This is a genomic window from Acinetobacter parvus DSM 16617 = CIP 108168 (assembly GCF_000368025.1).
Classification (GTDB): Bacteria; Pseudomonadota; Gammaproteobacteria; order Pseudomonadales; family Moraxellaceae; genus Acinetobacter; species Acinetobacter parvus.
In genome coordinates this window covers 652,442-669,366 of record NZ_KB849212.1, presented here as the reverse complement: position 1 = coordinate 669,366, position 16,925 = coordinate 652,442, and the positions used below count along the sequence as shown (strand labels likewise).

Below are 16,925 nucleotides of genomic sequence, written 5' to 3'. Positions count from 1 at the left end.
GTTCTAATGCAGTGGGAGAGAGTAACAAGCGTGCTAATATCGGTTTAAGTGGAGGATGTGTCAATTCAAAATTGGGAAGTGTTTGATTGCACAGCAAATTAAATTGATTAGCCCAGCTTAATTTCTAATGGGAATGAACATTAAAATTATTTCCCTTAAGTCTCCAAAATCCATTATTTCTCCGCAATTTCCTTTTTTTTGCAATGATATGTTAATAGAGATGGTGTTTGCTGGAAAGCTCGGTAACGATCATAGGCTGAAAGTCACCATATTTGTTTATGTTTTTGAAAAATTGACTGTTTCAACCATGGAATGAACAGCCGTGCTATCTAAGTTTTTTATTGAGCGACCCATTTTTGCAGGTGTACTTGCCATTATCGTCATGGCTTTAGGGATACTCGCGATTCTCAACTTACCTGTGGAACGTTATCCTGATATTGCACCTCCCAAAATTACCGTCTCAACAAACTATAGTGGCGCAGATGCCAAAACTGTTGAGCAGAGCGTCACTCAGGTGTTGGAACAGCAAATCCAGGGGCTTGACCATTTACTGTATTTTAGTTCAACCAGTGATGCCTCAGGCCGTAGCCGTATTACCATCAGTTTTGAAAATGGCACCAATCCAGATACCGCACAGGTTCAGGTACAAAATAAAATCAGTGGTGTGATTCGACGTTTACCCGATGCCGTACAGCGTCAGGGTGTCAATGTCAGCAAATCACTTGGCGATACTTTCATGGTGGTGGGGTTATATGACAGTACAGGAAAATCAACCAACATCACCTTATCTGATTATCTTTCAACCCATGTACTGGATAATTTAAATCGTATTGATGGGGTGGGTGAAACCGATGTGTTTGGTTCACAGTATGCCATGCGAATTTGGCTGGATCCCAATAAACTGATCCAGTACCACCTCATCCCCAATGACATTGTTGCAGCGATTAGCACCCAAAATACGCAGGTTGCCGCGGGTGCAATTGGTGACTTGCCTGTGGTGGATGGACAATATCTCAATGCAAAGGTGACTTCAGGTTCCCGATTAAAAACCATTCAGGACTTCGAGCAAATCGTGGTTAAATCCAATGTCTCGGGCAGCTTTGTTTTACTCAAGGATATTGCGCGTATTGAGTTGGGTGCGGAAAACTACCAGTCTTTTAACACCATCAATGGCTATCCAGCGGCAGGTTTGGGAATTTCGCTTTCTTCGGGCGCCAATGCCATCCAGACCTCTAAACTGATTCACCAGACGCTGGATGAGTTATCCAGCCAACTGCCTGCTGGCTATAAAATCGTTTATCCACGGGACAACACACCTTTTGTTCAGGAATCCATCAAGGAAGTGGTCAAGACACTGGTTGAGGCCATTGCTCTGGTGATTCTGGTGATGTTCCTGTTCCTGCAAAGCTGGCGTGCCACGCTGATTCCCAGTATTACTGTACCGATTGTGATTCTCGGTACTTTTGCTGTGCTGGAGCTGCTTGGGTTTAGTATCAATACCTTAACCTTATTTGCTTTGGTCCTTGCCATTGGTCTGTTGGTGGATGATGCCATTGTGGTGGTGGAAAACGTGGAAAGATTAATGCATGAGCAGCATCTCTCTCCCAAGCAGGCCGCCACTGAGTCGATGCAGGAAATCAGCGGGGCACTGATCGGGATTACGTTGGTGCTGACTGCGGTCTTTATTCCAATGTCTTTCTTTGCAGGTTCAATTGGCGTGATCTATCGCCAGTTCTCCATTACTCTGGTTGCTGCCATGATATTGTCACTGCTGGTGGCATTGGTATTGACGCCTGCATTGTGTGCCTTGATTCTAAAACCGAACCATCAACCTAAAAAATGGGCAGTTCACTTCAATAACGGAATTGAACGCTTAAAAACCAAATACCTGAATTTAGTCCAGACCACATTGCGCTATAAAGCCCCTGTTTTGGTGATATTTATTGCATTGATTGCGGTATTTGCCCTGTTTTATAAAGGCTTGCAAAGCAGTTTCCTGCCGAAAGAGGATCAGGGAATCTTAAGTGTGCAATTTAGGCTGGTGGATAGCGCACCGTTGTCCAAAAGTCAGGAAGTGGGTGAGTTGATTCGACAATATTTTCTCCAGAATGAACAACACAACGTCAAGCTAGTACTGATTCGTTATGGACGCAATAACTCAGGTACAGGGCAAAACTTAGGACAGGGTTTTATTGCACTGAAACATTGGGATGAACGCACGGGACAGAAAAACTCTGCCGAAGCCATTCGTAAACGGGCACTTAAATATTTTAGCCAATTTCCGAATGCCCAGATTAATGTGAGCTTACCTGCTTCGGTAAATGGTCTGGGTTCAACTGATGGACTTGATTTCTGGATTCAGGACCTGAATGGTCAGGGCGACCAATTCCTTGATCAAAGCTTTAAGCAACTACAGCTGCTCGGTCAGAAATTTTCCAGCTTTGAAAATCTGGACAAGCAGTCAACCGACAGTAAAGCCACCCTGAATGTGAAGATTGACCATAAACAGGCGTTGGCAAATGGCCTGAACCTGAATGATATCAATAGCACCTTGTCAACGGCATGGGGTGGAACCTATGTAAATGACTTTATTGATCGGGGGCGGATTAAGCAGGTGATTCTACAGGGTGATGCGCCATTCCGTTCCAAACCAGAAGATTTATATCAATGGTCAGTCCGCAACAGTCAAAACCAGATGGTACCATTCAGTTCATTCTCAAATACTGCCTGGGCAGGGAATCCAAGTATTGTGCAGCGTTATATGGGCTATAGCGCCTTGCAACTACAGGCCAATGTGGGCAGTGGCCAATCGTCTGGACAGGCCATGAAAGATATTGAGCAGTTGGTGGGCCAGCAACAGGGACTGGGATTATTGTGGACAGGACTTTCCTATCAGGAAAAGCAGTCAACCAATCAGGCCATCTGGTTATATTTAATCTCCATTGCATTTATTTTCCTATGCTTGGCCGCCCTATATGAGAGCTTGCGTATCCCAATGGCGGTGATGACTGCAATTCCCTTGGGGGTTGGAGGCAGTATTATCTTTGCGCATAGTTTTGGTTTGCCGAATGATGTGTATTTCCAGATAGCCTTGCTGACCACCATTGGCCTGTCCTGTAAAAATGCGATTCTGATTGTTGAGTTTGCGGCAATGGCACAGGCACAAGGGAAAAATGCCATTCAGGCCGCATTACAGGGTGCAGGCTTGCGTTTACGCCCGATTCTGATGACATCCTTTGCTTTTGGCGTGGGGGTGATTCCCTTGGTTTTTGCTTTTGGTGCGGGTGCGGTCAGCCGTCAGGAAATCGGGATCAGTGTTTTGGGTGGAGTGGTCTTTGGAACGGTCTTGGTGCTGATCTTTATTCCATTTATGTTTGTACTGGTTGCCAATATGTTTAAACCTAAACACAAACTGGAAACCATTGAATAAGACAGTCTTTAAAATTCAGGTCTATGAGTTAAGCTCATAGACCTGAATTATTAATTGCTTCAACGATTTTATTCTGAACTGTAATAATAATTGTACCGACAAAGCTTAAAAACTACTTTATTCTCAAGCATAAACAAGGTTTTTAGGTTGAGTGAATGACTGGTCCAACACAAAAAAAATTAACCCAGCAGCAGGCGATTGCGGTGGAACGTGATCTGGCAAAATTTGCCAATACCATGGATAGTCTGGTCAGAATTCCATTTACCAAGCAGGGCTTGGGAGCCGATGCTGCGCTCAGTACCATTCCCTTTGCGGGCGATGTTGCAGGTTTTGTCCTGACGCTCTACGCCTTTAAAAAGGCAAGGGAAGTGGGTGTTCCACAATATAAACTGAAAGGTGTGGTCAGACTGGCGATTATGGATATGCTGGTGGGTTTTGTGCCGATTGTTGGTACCCTGTTTGATGTGTTTATTCGTCCGAGCCGCAAGACACTGGACATTGTGCATGAGCATATCCGTGAGGAATATCAAGTATACAATGACATCCATGTGGTGCATCCATTCCTGCATGAATCACTTGAGCAAAAGCAGAAAACCTCGGCATTTTGGCGTAATCCAATCGTCAGCTGGATTTGGTTAAGGATTCCTGATCTGCTGGGTATTGCGGTACTTATTCTATTGGTGATTGCCGTGTGGGCGGGCTTTAGCTATCTATGGCAACTGTATCAGTCTTTCAAGGCTGGTTAGATGAAGCAGGTAAAAACAAAGCCTCCATTTTGGAGGCTTTATCGTTTATCTGGTTTAGATTATTGAACATTTAATTGCTGTAACGCAGCAACACGTTGTTCAATGGTTGGGTGAGTGTGAAATAAAGCCGCCAAGCTAAAGCCTTGTTCCTTACCTTCCGCAATCGCAAAAGCTTTCATTTCTTTCGGCATCTGGTCTGGCATTTCAGATTCCGCCTGTAAACGAAGCAGGGCAGAGATCATCGCCTGTTTACCTGCCAAACGTGCACCAGCCTCATCTGCACGGTATTCACGTTGACGGGAGAACCACATCACAATGGCAGAGGCCAAAATACCGAATAGAATGTCAAGCACAATGGTAATGGCAAAATAGGCCAGGCCTGGGGCTTCACCATCTTCACGACCAAACACGTTACGGTCGATAAAGTCACCTGCAACACGTGCAAAGAACATCACGAAAGCGTTGACCACACCTTGAATCAAAGCTAGTGTCACCATGTCACCATTGGCAACGTGTCCGATTTCGTGGGCAAGTACGGCACGAAGTTCATCTTTATTCATGCGCTCAAGTAAGCCCGTGGAAACGGCAACCAGCGCATCGTTTTTATTCCAACCTGTTGCAAATGCATTGGATTGGTACGATGGGAAAATACCAACTTCAGGCATTTTAATGCCTACACGTTGCGATAATTGCGCGACTTCCTGCAATAACCATGCTTCCGCCTGATTACGAGGTGCATTTGGGTCGATTAATTCAGTCCCAGTGGTTTTTTTAGCCATCCACTTCGACATGAAAAGGGAAATAATAGAACCCACCATACCAAAGACAAAACAGATGACCATCAGGTTGCCTAGATTCAAGCCACCCGCGCCATGGTAACTACCGACACCGAAGAGTGACAGGATAATGCCAGCTACAACCAGTACCGCGAGGTTGGTTAGCAAGAACAAACCAATCCGCATCATTGAGAAAACCCTCTTATAAAGAAAAAGTGATCTGATTTATAAATTATAAATCATAATGCTAATATGCAGGGTGAACCCCAAAAATTCAAGAAAAAAATGGGGATGGATACATTTAATCAATAAAAGGATGAACTGACGCTTAAACAGAGACTTAAAAGAAAATTTTTTATAAAAAAACAGCTAAAATCATAAAATGAGAATAGATGAGTAAATTGCTAGTCACTCAAGCGGATTCGGGCAGATGCAGTGGCATTGCTGGTGGTATAGGTTCCCATTGGTGCATCGGTGAAAGTACCATCCGACAAGGTGATAATTTGACGGCTGTACTGTTTGGCCGTTGGTACGGATTCAGTACTATTGCTGATATTCGGGGAGTAATTGGTGGATTGCGCCAGCACTTGTCCGCTTGGAGTATTGCTTTTTGATTCAGAAAGCGGGGTGCCCAGACCTGATGCATAGAGATTTTGATAGCGACTGGTCACTCGTTTTACATAATCACGAGTTTCTCGGAAAGGTGGTACATCGCCATATTTATCCACATTGCCTTCACCCGCATTATAGGCGGCAATCGCAAGACGGGTGTCGCCGTTAAAACGTTTTAATAGCCAGCTTAGATATTTAACCCCACCAAAAATATTCTGCTGTGGATCGTAGGCATTACTGACATTAAAGCGACGGGCTGTTGCAGGCATGAGTTGCATCAGGCCCTGTGCCCCGACAGGTGAGCGTGCATGAATGTTAAAGCCAGATTCGGTATGCATGATGGCCTTAACCAAACCCTCTGAAACGCCATGATGCTGGGCGGCCTGCCGAATCAGTTGGTCAAATGCGTTTTTATTACGGCTGTAACTTGGCAGAACAGAAGCTTCGCTCGCGCCCCAGTTACTATAACTGTGAATGTTACTATCAGGATAATAGGTGGCTTTCACCACTTTTAAATGATTATATTCTGCTTTCTTGCGGTTGGTCAGCAGAGTGGTGCCATTGGTATCTTTAAATTGATAAATGGTCTGCCCAGCATACGAGGTCGATACTGTGCTATGAAAAAAACCAATTGACCCCAAACAAAGAGCAAAAAAATAAGTTGTTTTGTCCATCGTTATAATATTCACAAAAGATGAGCTTAAGTTCTTCACAGTAGTTTAACAAAAAAAAGCATAAAAAATACTTTGGCTACAATTTTTTTATTTTTCAGTGTCTGACAAAAATCAAGTCATTTTGTGCGAATGTTCAGCAAAAAAAATTAAAATATTTTTTTTAAAATCGAAGTATTGACTTATGTAACATGTTGATTTTATTTTAATAAAAACATTGGTTAAAAAATGATCAATCTAATCGAACGCCTTATTTTAAGATAAAAACAGTTTGTCAATAGCGTAGAAATCCACAATTTTATCCACAGGTTTTGTGGAAAACTGTGGAGAAGTTTGAAATATAAGCAATCCAGCCCATTTTTACTTATCGGGGCCAGAATTTTATCAGTATGAAACTCTAATATGACGATTCAGGGAAATTGGAAAATTCTTTAGGTGCGGATTTTTTCGGAATCAGATAAAATCTTGCGGTATTTTTGTTTATGGGTAAATCACGTCTATGTACGCGCCAGTCGAGTCCAACCAAGGATTTAATTTCAAGCCTGAACTTCCGACCAGTTCGGCATATTATCGCCTGTTGAAAAAGCTGCGTCGTCAAGTTGGACATGCGATTCGTGATTACAACATGATCGAGGATGGCGACAAGGTCATGGTCTGTGTTTCGGGCGGTAAGGACAGCTACACCTTGCTGGATATCCTGTTGCAGTTCAAGCGTATTGCACCCATCAATTTTGATATTGTTGCGGTCAACCTGGACCAGAAACAACCTGGCTTCCCAGAAGACGTTTTGCCACGTTATATGGAAGAGAACAACATTCCCTACTACATTCTTGAAAAAGACACCTATACCATCACCAAGCGTTTAACGCCTGAGGGCAAGACCTATTGTGCCGTGTGTTCACGCCTGCGCCGTGGTTCGCTGTATGGCTTTGCGCAGGAGATTGGTGCGACCAAGGTCGCGTTGGGACACCATCGTGATGACATCATGGCCACGTTCTTCCTGAACCTGTTTCATGGTGGTAGTTTGAAAGCGATGCCACCGAAATTACTGTCTTCAGATAAAAAGAATATCCTGATTCGTCCTTTGGCCTATGTTGAGGAAAAAGACATTATCAAGTATGCAGAATTGCGTAAGTTTCCCATCATTCCGTGTAACCTGTGTGGTTCACAGGAAAACTTACAGCGAGCCATCATCAATGACATGCTGCGTGAGTGGGATAGACAATATCCGAAACGCCTGCACAGCATCTTTGGCGCATTACAGAACGTTTCTCCATCACAGTTGGCTGACCGTGAGCTATTCGACTTTGAAGCGTTGGATGGGCAACGTGAGTTTGACATGAAAGATCCTGAAGAAATGAAGAAGCGTCTTGATGTGGTGAACCTCAGCTTTGCTGCGGAATAATTCCTCCATTCATAACTAAGACAAATAATGCCGCCGCAATATATGATGAATATCTGTATTGCGGTTTTTATGTTTTTATTGGAAATGGATTTGCACTCAAACAATTCAAATTTTGACCAATAAGCGATAAAGCTAGCAATAAGCATCTAAAAAATTCGGTTCGATGTACAAAAAAGCATAGCCTAAACTAAAAATTACATGCTATAACAGGGCACAAGCAAATTGCTTCATTTGATGTCGTCTGGATAGATGGCACAAGAAATTGAACAAATACATTTGAGGAAGAATCATGGCTGCATTTTTAACTGATGATTGGTTTGCAACTGTTGAAAAACTTACTGCGGAAGCAGGTGATTTAAACTTACCACCAGCACTTGCGAATTTAGCGATTAACTTGGTTGTTACAGATGCGGCTGGTAATACAGAGTTGGCTTTAGATGCGGGTAAAATCCAAAAGGGTTTATCTCCAAACGCTAAAACCACTTTGAACATGGATGCGGAAACTTTACGTAAAGTATTCCTTGAGTTTGACATGGCTGCTGCGATGCAGGCATTCATGACAGGTAAAATCAAGGTTCAAGGCGATATGTCCCAGCTTATGGCTTTACAGACGGCTAAACCAAGCCAAGAACAAAAAGACCTATTCAAGAAAGTACTTGAGCAAACTACTTAATTGTTTTCTGAACAAAAAAGCTTACCCAATGGTAAGCTTTTTTTTGCCTGTCTGGATTCAGACATCGATGCGGTTGCTGGTTTTGAGGTGTTCTAGATAGGTGCGGATACGGGTAACGTATTGAACCGCTTGCTTATATCGACCATTGCGTGCCTGATTGCGCTGTAAATAGTCATATAGGTTCACCCACTGATTTGGGTCCTTGCCTTGAGCCTTGATCTGTTTCTGAATCTGGTTCACTGCACCAGGTCCCATGTTGTATGCCACCAGTGCATACCAGTTACGGTCTGGGTAGGGTACATTGGCAAATTGATCCAGCATTAGATCATAATATTTCGCGCCACCCTGAATACTCTGTATTGGATCAGATCGGTTACTGACACCCATTGCCTGTGCTGTGCTGTTGGTCAGCATCATTAAGCCGCGGACACCCGTGGGAGACACCGAGCTAGGCTTTAGGTAAGACTCCTGATAGCCAATTGCTGCCAACAGGTGCCAATCCAGATTGTATTTTGCGGCACTTTGCTTAAAGCTCGCCTTATAAATCGGTAAGCGTTGATTCAGGTCTTTTTGAATCGTAGACCATGCTTCAGGTTTAACCACATTGCGATTATAAAAGGAAGCAAGTTGTTGGGTTGTACCAAGCTGTTTGCTTTGACAAACAAAACCACTCGCAGTTAAAGTCAGTGGATCGTCAGCTTGTTTAAACACCCAGTTAAGCTGGGGATTTAGCCCGTTCTTACTCAGGCTTGCCTGATCACCACAGCTTGCCGAGAAAGAAACCAGTTGTTTGCTCTCAATTGTGGCAAGCGCTGCTGTGGTCATGGCTAGGTTGGCCTTGCCTTGGCTAACCCATTTCAATGCAGTTGCATTGTCTGGAACAGTTTTAAAATCGAGTTTTACGTTGAGGCTTTGTGCATAGTTGCGGGCTAAATCATAGCCGAAACCATGCAGAAACTGACCGTCTTTAAAAACAGTAGTTGGGTTTTCAACTGCAACCACTGTTAAAACATTGGTTGTGACAACCGTGTTGTATTGATGTGATTTTTCTGCATTCAAGCTATTGAATGGCATAATGACGATGCCTAAAGCAAGGGCCTGAAATGGTAACTTGGAAGATAAAGAGTTAAGGCCAGGCCTAGACCCAGAACTTGAATTACTGTGCATGTTGTCTCCGCTACAGGTAATTTATGCCCTAAAAATTGAGGCAAAACTTCACCACAACTTCTAAAAGTTGATAAATTAAATCGGGGTGGGCAATTCATGAACGTCATTCAAAATGACATTGGGTTAATGGAAAAATGATGAAAATGTTTCACATCATTTACAAAGTGTATAAAAAGTAAACAAAAACCAACTTAGGGGCGCATATTAAGCGTCAAAAAGGAGCTTGTCAAATTTTGATCAGTAAAAATATGATAAATACATCACAAACACATGATTTGAAAAAGAATAAAATTTATACACTTTAGTCGTGTTGAAATAAGGAATACAATGCAAAAACTTGTAAATGGATTGTTGTTGTAGCGTTTTTAAATATGAAATCGAACTTGATCACACGTACTGGACATGACTTGCTGGTTGCCGAATTAAAAAAACTGTGGCATGACGAACGTCCAGAAATTACCAAAAAGGTAAACTGGGCCGCAAGTTTGGGAGACCGTTCAGAAAATGCAGATTATTTATATAATAAACAATTACTTAGAAAGATAGACCGCCGTGTTCGCTACTTGGGTAAGCGTTTAGAGGAGTTGAAAATTGTTGACTTTGTGCCTGAGCAGGAGGGAAAAGTCTATTTTGGGGCCTGGGTTGAAATAGAGAATGATGATGGTGAACAGAAAATCTTGCGTATTGTGGGGGTGGATGAAATCTATGACCATCATCCTCAGCATATCTCAATTGAATCTCCGATGGCACGGGCACTGTTGAGCAAACAGGTGGATGATGAGGTTGAGGTGCATACCCCATTAGGTAAAAAAATCTGGTATATCAACTCAATTCGATATGAAAAACTTGGAAATACTTAAAATAATAGGATTTTGCTTTTATTTTGAACATTTAGTGTGGGCTTTTAAATAAAATATTTGCCAAGTTGAGCTTTTATTTATATGATAGCCGCCATTGGAAGCGTGGCAGAGCGGTTTAATGCACCGGTCTTGAAAACCGACGAGGGTGTGAGTCCTCCGTGAGTTCGAATCTCACCGCTTCCGCCAAATATCTTAAAGGGAATCAAACACATAGTTTGATTCCCTTTTTATTTGGCACAATTTTGGCACTATTGGAAATTTTAGCAATCTCTTCTTTGTTCTTATCTGAATTAATCCACTTGGCATAACGCATCGTTAGCATCACTAAACTATGCCCTAGCTGTGAAGCCACATAAACTGGATTAAGTCCATTCATTAAGCATACAGTCGCATATGTATGACGAGTGTTATAGGCAGGACGATAACGTATGCCATTCGCTTTCAGTGAGGCTACAAACTTTTCGCTCAATGATTTTTGCGTAGTAAATTCTTTACCTGTCTCATCACAGATAAATACGTGCTCATATTTGAGGTAGGTTAGTAATCTGAGTTGTTGAAATGCCTCGAAAGCAAAATCATTTAAATCTACAAATCTAGCTTTATTTGTTTTAGTGGTTTCTTGCTGAACGCCGTTCACACGACCTTTATTGATGTAAATCTGCTTATTTAAAAAATCTACATCCTGCCAAGTGAGTGCGATAATTTCTGATGGACGGCAACCTGTCCAGAATGCCACCACAAAATACCAATACACAGTTGGGTAGTCTGCAATATATTTCTCTTTTAACCAGTTCAGTATTATTTCCTTTTCCATTTCATTGAATGGATCAGGTTCATCCTCCTGAGTTTTCTGATTTTTCAATCGGTCACATGGATTCTTATCAATCACCTCATCATCACAAGCTAATTCGAATACGCCACGTAATGGAATCAAAGCATCATTTCGAGTTTTAGCCGATGACCATTCACGTCCATTGACGGCTGTACGCAACATTTGACTGGTGATCGTATTAATCGGCATATCTTCGAATAATGGCATCCAGAGCCTTTCCAAAATTGATAGATATTTTTTCTTGGTGCCTTGCTTATGATCTGAAAGGTTATAAAGGTATTCTTGGGCATAGTGAGCAAATGTCGGAGCATTTGACGCTGGCAATGTTTTTTGCGCAGCGTCAGCTTTTTTGATGGGTTTGGCGGTGACAGCTTCGATATCCTCGATTTTTAATATCCCGTATTTAGCCTTGTTTACAAAATCTTCTCTAATCTTAGCCGCCTTAATGAAGTTGGCTGGGGTATCGATGAGGTCGAGGGTGAACCACTCGCGCTTGTCGTTCCATTTAAAGTTAATCTGTATTTTTCCCGATCTTGCTCTTGTGCCTTTTGGTAGACCTGAGCTGCTTGTTCGACCCATGCGTTATAACCTTTCAAACTATATAGGTAATCCCCCCAAAAAATAATTGAGTTTAAAAGTAGAAAATGGAATAACCTTGATTTAAGGAGATTTTCTATGAAAACATCTAAGTATTCAGACAGCCTAATCATGAGTATTTTGAAGCAAGTTGAAGCAGGAACACCCATACCGAACTTGTGCAGCGAACATGGTATGAGCTCTGCCTACAAATGGAAGTCCAAATATGGCGACATGGATCTTTCAATGATGACGCGGCTTAAAGAACTTGATGCTGAAAATGCCCGTTTAAAACGTTAGCCAGATCTATGACTTTTTAGTTCAAAGAGAGGCGTTTACCTCACTAAACCTTGATCGGAAAGTTATGGAATTTTTTCGGGAAGTACATGTAGGGCAAGAAGAAGATTTTACAATTCTTGTATCAAATAAAATCTCAGGAAACTTTGGTGAAGTTTCCTATATAAATTTATTGAAGGTCCCTAATTTCAACGATAAAGATAAATTTCTGAAATGGGCACATAAAGCTTTAAATTTATAAGTTGTAATAACTCAGTGTAGTTTGATAGGAATTGTTTCATTATTTAACAAATTCAATTACATAAGTAATAATGTGATTACATTATGAACAGTAATTCATCAGAAGGCGGTTAGATAAATACAAATCACAGTGATATGTTTGAATCATAAGTTATACATGGATGGAATTAAAGATGAAATTATTAACATTGGTGAGCATAGGTACGGTAGCAAGTTTCTGTTTATTGTCAAAGCGTCACACTACTGAAAATTTATTTCATTCAAACTTCGATAAAGTTGTTCGAAATGCTGTCTTACAGGGATTCATATAAATATAGATGCCTAAGATATATAGCTTTTAAGTACTTAAAGAAGGAATAAGATGATCAGATTATTAATGTGTATATATGGCCTTCATGGTGCTAGAGAGATTGATTACACCAATGCCCAAAAGAAATTTGTGTATGCCGCGAGTGCTTGAAGAAAATCAAGAGTCCTCATGATTAGGTATAATTTCTTTTTATGAAAAGACAGTCTAAAAAATCTGAGCATATAACCTCAAATTGGACAACCGAGCAAGATAGTTTCTTAATTGAAAATAGTTTTATGGTGATTGAGCAGCTTATCAATCATCTGCCTTTTACTGAAGATGAAATTATTAAGCGTAAAGATGTACTAGGTCTCACTAGAAGACATAGACAGATGCGTAAATTTTTAAGCAATCCATCTTAAGAGAGTTCTAAGCCTCTATTTTTTTTAAAACGGATCAGTGCTAATTATTTTACAGGGTAGTATTGCGTAACATATCTATTATTGATAGATAGAGCCTGATGTCATATCTATTATTATAGTATTTCACGTGATGGAACCGACATGATCAATAAGCAAAATCCAGAATCAAAACCTCAAAAAGAATCAAACGATGACAAGGGTGATCAGAAAACCTATCAGAATCCAGATCCCCAAAAAAAACCAAATCAAGAACCTGAGAATCCACTTAAAGAGCAAAAGTAGATCAAAAAGCCCTCGATGAGGGCTTTTTGAAATCATATGCTTACACTACTTTTAAGCTCAAATAAAGTCATGCTGGAATAGCTGCGACAACTTTTTCTCTATCCCACAAACGGTGATTTTGAATAGCTTGTTTGAATTGATCTTGGATCTCTTTAAAATTTTGAGTAGAGAATAGAGCTGCATCCTTAGTGAGCTGAAACTCATCTATTAAAGCGCATTTATCACCCAGGAAAACAATGGGCTTGAGATGTTTATATGTCTCTAATACATAATGTTTAGAAACTCCATCAGCCTTAAATACTTCTAAATTATTCCCATCAACCACGATTACGGCATCATAAGTCACTGAAGGCTCGCCATTTTGTCTTCCATCTACTGGTATTTCATTGCCATCACTAGATTTAACAGGGGCTGCGTTCGGTGCTAAAGTTTCCACAATAGCTTTTTCTGCTTCAGCCCATATTTTAATATCATCTATTGATGACGTATTTACACCGTCATGAACGAGCAAGGCAATTTTTCGCTGTTTAATATCAGATGCAGGAAAAGATGAGGTACTTAATCTTTTCGAAGATGCAATTACGGGTTGGTGCAGACTATCTTGCTGTTTAGGGGGAGTTTTAATACCTAACTCTTTCGCAACATATTCAGCTAAGTCCAAGTCAATATTAGCTAAGACAGCGTAAACTACACGTCTGCGGATATCTTCCGATTTAACCTTAGATAATTCAAAAGAATATGCATCCTTAATATGCTGTTGTTCATGTTTTTCCAAACTATGGTAGTGCATTGTGGCTTGCGAGAAATGATCAGCGAAACTTTCTGGTCGAACTCTTAGTTTGCTGCCTTGTACTTCTTCAGGATGTGTCTTGAAAGCACCACTGTCATTAGGTGATTCTCTTGGCCAATTTTCATCAACAGAATTAGGTTCATAATTTGCCTTTCCTTTATAAACTTCGTGATTAGCATAACCACCTCGTCTATTCGTATGAAAAGGACAAACGGGTTTGTTAATTGGAATTTGATTAAAATTTACCGTACCTAGTCTGTGTAAGTGAGTATCCGTATAGCTAAACAGCCGTCCTTGTAAAAGGGGATCGTTACTAAAATCTATACCTGAGACAATATTTGCAGGACTAAAAGCAACTTGTTCTGTTTCTGCGAAAAAATCATCTGTATTTTTGTTTAAAACAAATTTACCTAGTGGAGTAACTGGTACAAGTTCTTCTGGAATTAATTTTGTGGCATCTAAGACATCAAAGTCCCATTGTTTTGCATCTTCTTCAGAGAAAATTTGTGCGCCTAATTCCCATTCCGGGTAATTGCCACGCTCAATAGCATCCCACAGATCACGTCTGTGAAAATCGGGATCTTTGCCATTAATTTTTAGAGCTTCATCCCAGACGACTTGAGCTACCCCTTGCTTTGGAGTCCAATGGAATTTCACTAAGAATGCTTCATTATTCTTATTAATCAATCTAAATGTATGGACACCAAAACCTTGTATAGAGCGTAGATTTCTTGGAATTGCTCTATCAGACATTATCCAAGTAGTCATATGTGATGCTTCGGTGTTTAAAGAAATAAAATCCCAGAAAGTATCATGGGCAGATTGACCAGTTGGAACTTCATTGGCATCTTCTGGTTTTACTGCATGAACAAAGTCCGGAAATTTAATAGCATCCTGAATGAAGAAGACAGGGATATTATTCCCCACCAAATCATAATTTCCTTCTTCAGTATAAAATTTTATAGAAAAACCTCGTACATCTCGAACGACATCAGCCGAACCTCGCCCACCTTGAACTGTAGAAATACGGACAAAGATAGGAGTTCGATTATTTGTGTCCGTTAGGAACTTAGCTTTAGTCCATTTTTCATTACCTGCATAAGCTTGAAAGTAACCATGAGCACCGACCCCTCGAGCATGTACAACACGTTCTGGAATACGCTCACGATCAAAATGAATAAGTTTATCCCTTAGAAGAAAATCCTCGAGAAGAGTAGGGCCTTTCTCATTAATTTTTAGACTATTTTGATTATCAGCTACGGGAACACCTAAAGAAGAGGTAAGGGTTTTACCTATAGGATCCACGTATGCTTCCTCAGAAAGTTGGTCGATTTTTGGTGTATTTGGTTCTTTCATATCACATTCTCTTATACATTTGCTTTATAACGTTTTGTGAAATTAAGTATTTGTTTTCACTTAAGTTAATGGCTTGTTTGTTGACGGATATTGTGTGCTTATACAATTTAATTAGGTTATCTACAATCGAATATGAGTTACTTGCAAGAAAACTCTTTTTTGGATCAAAGATACCCATATAAACTTTAAGTATTTATGCTTTGAGTAAGGTAAAGAAATGTGTATTTTTTGTTCGCTTAAACTATTCATTTTAAATAATATTGAATTAATCTAAGTCAAAACAAAAGCTTATTAATTTTGATATTCCTCGCAATACAAACAGGATTTAGCCCATTTTGTATTTTGACAGCGAGGGCATTCTTCATTTAAATGATTTAAAAGTTGGGTTTGACCACACAACATACAAGAATAAAAGTGATTGACATTATGATGATCTGCGATTTGGTATTCATCGGGAAACAAAGGAAGACCCCATTTTATATTTTCTTTAGAATATGGGATCACGCTTAGGCAGCCATCAGTCTCAAGCAGTGCCATTTTAACTTGTCCAAGGTGCTCTATTTTCTTTTGGCGCATTTCAGCAAAGAACTCATCATATGAATACTTTTCTCGGTTAATATCCTCAACAATCAGTAAACCATTTTTGACGATGTATATTGGTCGACCTTCCAATACGGTCTCAATAGCATCGGATTTCATCATTAAATAAGTTGTTAAGCGATATAAAGCCATAATTACTGCAAAAACGATGACAGCATGAATGATCGGAACTTCTTCATAGAACATAGAATCGCCAGCAGCAGATCCTAAACTAAGAATAATTGCGATTTCAAAGATGGAAAGTTGCCTAACACCACGTTTACCAGAAAATCTTAAAACTAAGATAATCAGGAAGTACATCAAGACACTACGAAGTACAATTTCTGCTGCAAAAGTAAATGTAGTATCAGCTAATAGTATTTTTATAAAGTCCATTTTACACCTATTTAATTTTCTTTTTAGTAAAACTTCAAAGTATTTTCAGTAAGATTACCTTTCCTCTATTAATTGACACTTAATATTTACAAGTCTAGATAATATTCCCTCTACACAGCTTTTATGCCGCTCAAACAATGGATCTTCTGTATTTTTCCAGTTATTAAGAATTTCTTGACCAACTTTGAGTTCTTTTTCTAGTTCACTAATTCTCTGTTGAAGTGCCATTTTTTTGTTCCATTGAAGTAATAACTCAGCTTCCACTTCTGCTCGTGTGACCTCTCCACTAACGATTCTCTCAAAGTCTTCCTCAGATCGCTTTTCTGCAGCCTCTATGACATTTTGAGGGTAAGAGTGACCCATGATACTTTTTGCTAACATATGGGCTGTACGGAGCTCTACAGCTTCTTCATCTGTATATACACGCTCTACATTCATTTAGATTCTCCAAACCTCTTCGGAATATCCTACCTCTACTACAGAAAACATGGAATACTTGATCACTCTGATTTTATTGATACTTTAC

15 protein-coding genes, 1 tRNA gene and 1 pseudogene are annotated in these 16,925 nt (G+C 40.3%); 10 read left to right on the top strand and 7 right to left on the bottom strand.

The window, feature by feature from the left end; all coding sequences use genetic code 11:
* Nucleotides 1-322: 322 nt before the first annotated feature.
* The gene (locus tag F988_RS09725) at nt 323-3,430 is read left to right on the top strand and encodes a multidrug efflux RND transporter permease subunit (protein WP_004682753.1); all 3,108 of its coding nucleotides are present in this window, start codon (nt 323-325) and stop codon (nt 3,428-3,430) included.
* Nucleotides 3,431-3,585: 155 nt separating this feature from the next.
* Nucleotides 3,586-4,176 (top strand): DUF4112 domain-containing protein, encoded by a 591-nt coding sequence (locus F988_RS09720; protein ID WP_004682752.1) that lies wholly within the window; start codon nt 3,586-3,588, stop codon nt 4,174-4,176.
* 59 nt (nt 4,177-4,235) lie between these two features.
* Here F988_RS09720 and htpX read toward each other — a convergent pair whose 3' ends face one another.
* Both htpX and F988_RS09710 read right to left on the bottom strand, forming a co-directional pair.
* Nucleotides 4,236-5,141, bottom strand: a complete 906-nt coding sequence (htpX, locus tag F988_RS09715) for a protease HtpX (protein ID WP_004682751.1) — start codon at nt 5,139-5,141, stop codon at nt 4,236-4,238.
* A gap of 215 nt (nt 5,142-5,356) precedes the next feature.
* Nucleotides 5,357-6,238: a lytic transglycosylase domain-containing protein gene (locus F988_RS09710; protein ID WP_004682750.1), complete on the bottom strand. Its 882-nt coding sequence runs from the start codon at nt 6,236-6,238 to the stop codon at nt 5,357-5,359.
* A 496-nt stretch (nt 6,239-6,734) separates the two neighbouring features.
* Between F988_RS09710 and ttcA the strand changes: the two genes are divergently transcribed.
* Entirely contained in the window at nt 6,735-7,640 is a 906-nt protein-coding gene (gene ttcA / locus F988_RS09705) for a tRNA 2-thiocytidine(32) synthetase TtcA (protein WP_004676692.1), read from the top strand.
* Nucleotides 7,641-7,929: 289 nt separating this feature from the next.
* Nucleotides 7,930-8,313: an SCP2 sterol-binding domain-containing protein gene (locus F988_RS09700; RefSeq protein WP_004682749.1), complete on the top strand. Its 384-nt coding sequence runs from the start codon at nt 7,930-7,932 to the stop codon at nt 8,311-8,313.
* Between the two features lie 57 nt (nt 8,314-8,370).
* Here F988_RS09700 and F988_RS09695 read toward each other — a convergent pair whose 3' ends face one another.
* Nucleotides 8,371-9,480: a transglycosylase SLT domain-containing protein gene (locus F988_RS09695; protein WP_004682748.1), complete on the bottom strand. Its 1,110-nt coding sequence runs from the start codon at nt 9,478-9,480 to the stop codon at nt 8,371-8,373.
* 371 nt (nt 9,481-9,851) lie between these two features.
* Here F988_RS09695 and greB point away from each other — a divergent pair, with 371 nt between their 5' ends.
* Nucleotides 9,852-10,340, top strand: a complete 489-nt coding sequence (gene greB, locus F988_RS09690) for a transcription elongation factor GreB (protein ID WP_004682747.1) — start codon at nt 9,852-9,854, stop codon at nt 10,338-10,340.
* A gap of 96 nt (nt 10,341-10,436) precedes the next feature.
* Nucleotides 10,437-10,526 (top strand) — tRNA-Ser (locus tag F988_RS09685).
* Nucleotides 10,527-10,542: 16 nt separating this feature from the next.
* Here F988_RS09685 and F988_RS09680 read toward each other — a convergent pair.
* On the bottom strand, nt 10,543-11,751 hold the full coding sequence (locus F988_RS09680; protein WP_004682746.1) for a site-specific integrase: 1,209 nt from the start codon (nt 11,749-11,751) through the stop codon (nt 10,543-10,545).
* Nucleotides 11,752-11,847: 96 nt separating this feature from the next.
* Here F988_RS09680 and F988_RS09675 point away from each other — a divergent pair.
* From F988_RS09675 to F988_RS15225, 4 genes and pseudogenes are all read left to right on the top strand, one after another.
* Nucleotides 11,848-12,045, top strand: a pseudogene (locus F988_RS09675) (transposase); the annotation flags it as partial.
* A gap of 7 nt (nt 12,046-12,052) precedes the next feature.
* Nucleotides 12,053-12,286, top strand: a complete 234-nt coding sequence (locus F988_RS15610) for a hypothetical protein (protein ID WP_314371664.1) — start codon at nt 12,053-12,055, stop codon at nt 12,284-12,286.
* Nucleotides 12,287-12,786: 500 nt separating this feature from the next.
* The gene (locus F988_RS09670) at nt 12,787-12,996 is read left to right on the top strand and encodes a hypothetical protein (RefSeq protein ID WP_004682744.1); all 210 of its coding nucleotides are present in this window, start codon (nt 12,787-12,789) and stop codon (nt 12,994-12,996) included.
* 141 nt (nt 12,997-13,137) lie between these two features.
* Nucleotides 13,138-13,278, top strand: coding sequence for a hypothetical protein (locus F988_RS15225; RefSeq protein WP_004676713.1), 141 nt, complete (start codon nt 13,138-13,140; stop codon nt 13,276-13,278).
* Nucleotides 13,279-13,345: 67 nt separating this feature from the next.
* Here the strand turns inward: F988_RS15225 and F988_RS09665 are convergent, their stop codons facing one another.
* The 3 genes from F988_RS09665 to F988_RS09655 all read right to left on the bottom strand — a co-directional run bounded on the left by F988_RS09665 (nt 13,346) and on the right by F988_RS09655 (nt 16,837).
* Nucleotides 13,346-15,424, bottom strand: coding sequence for a catalase (locus F988_RS09665; RefSeq protein WP_004682743.1), 2,079 nt, complete (start codon nt 15,422-15,424; stop codon nt 13,346-13,348).
* A 291-nt stretch (nt 15,425-15,715) separates the two neighbouring features.
* The gene (locus F988_RS09660) at nt 15,716-16,399 is read right to left on the bottom strand and encodes a DUF421 domain-containing protein (protein WP_004682742.1); all 684 of its coding nucleotides are present in this window, start codon (nt 16,397-16,399) and stop codon (nt 15,716-15,718) included.
* Between the two features lie 54 nt (nt 16,400-16,453).
* A complete protein-coding gene (locus tag F988_RS09655) occupies nt 16,454-16,837 on the bottom strand; it encodes a hypothetical protein (RefSeq protein ID WP_004682741.1) in 384 nt (127 codons plus the stop codon).
* Nucleotides 16,838-16,925: the final 88 nt, after the last annotated feature.

Coding starts and splice junctions, on each gene's coding strand:
- F988_RS09695 (WP_004682748.1), bottom strand. CDS start 9,480: ATGCACAGTAATTCAAGTTCTGGGTCTAGGCCTGGCCTTAACTCTTTA.
- greB (WP_004682747.1), top strand. CDS start 9,852: ATGAAATCGAACTTGATCACACGTACTGGACATGACTTGCTGGTTGCC.
- F988_RS15225 (WP_004676713.1), top strand. CDS start 13,138: ATGATCAATAAGCAAAATCCAGAATCAAAACCTCAAAAAGAATCAAAC.
- F988_RS09680 (WP_004682746.1), bottom strand. CDS start 11,751: ATGGGTCGAACAAGCAGCTCAGGTCTACCAAAAGGCACAAGAGCAAGA.
- ttcA (WP_004676692.1), top strand. CDS start 6,735: ATGTACGCGCCAGTCGAGTCCAACCAAGGATTTAATTTCAAGCCTGAA.
- htpX (WP_004682751.1), bottom strand. CDS start 5,141: ATGATGCGGATTGGTTTGTTCTTGCTAACCAACCTCGCGGTACTGGTT.
- F988_RS09655 (WP_004682741.1), bottom strand. CDS start 16,837: ATGAATGTAGAGCGTGTATATACAGATGAAGAAGCTGTAGAGCTCCGT.
- F988_RS09700 (WP_004682749.1), top strand. CDS start 7,930: ATGGCTGCATTTTTAACTGATGATTGGTTTGCAACTGTTGAAAAACTT.
- F988_RS09720 (WP_004682752.1), top strand. CDS start 3,586: ATGACTGGTCCAACACAAAAAAAATTAACCCAGCAGCAGGCGATTGCG.
- F988_RS09660 (WP_004682742.1), bottom strand. CDS start 16,399: ATGGACTTTATAAAAATACTATTAGCTGATACTACATTTACTTTTGCA.
- F988_RS09665 (WP_004682743.1), bottom strand. CDS start 15,424: ATGAAAGAACCAAATACACCAAAAATCGACCAACTTTCTGAGGAAGCA.
- F988_RS09670 (WP_004682744.1), top strand. CDS start 12,787: ATGAAAAGACAGTCTAAAAAATCTGAGCATATAACCTCAAATTGGACA.
- F988_RS09710 (WP_004682750.1), bottom strand. CDS start 6,238: ATGGACAAAACAACTTATTTTTTTGCTCTTTGTTTGGGGTCAATTGGT.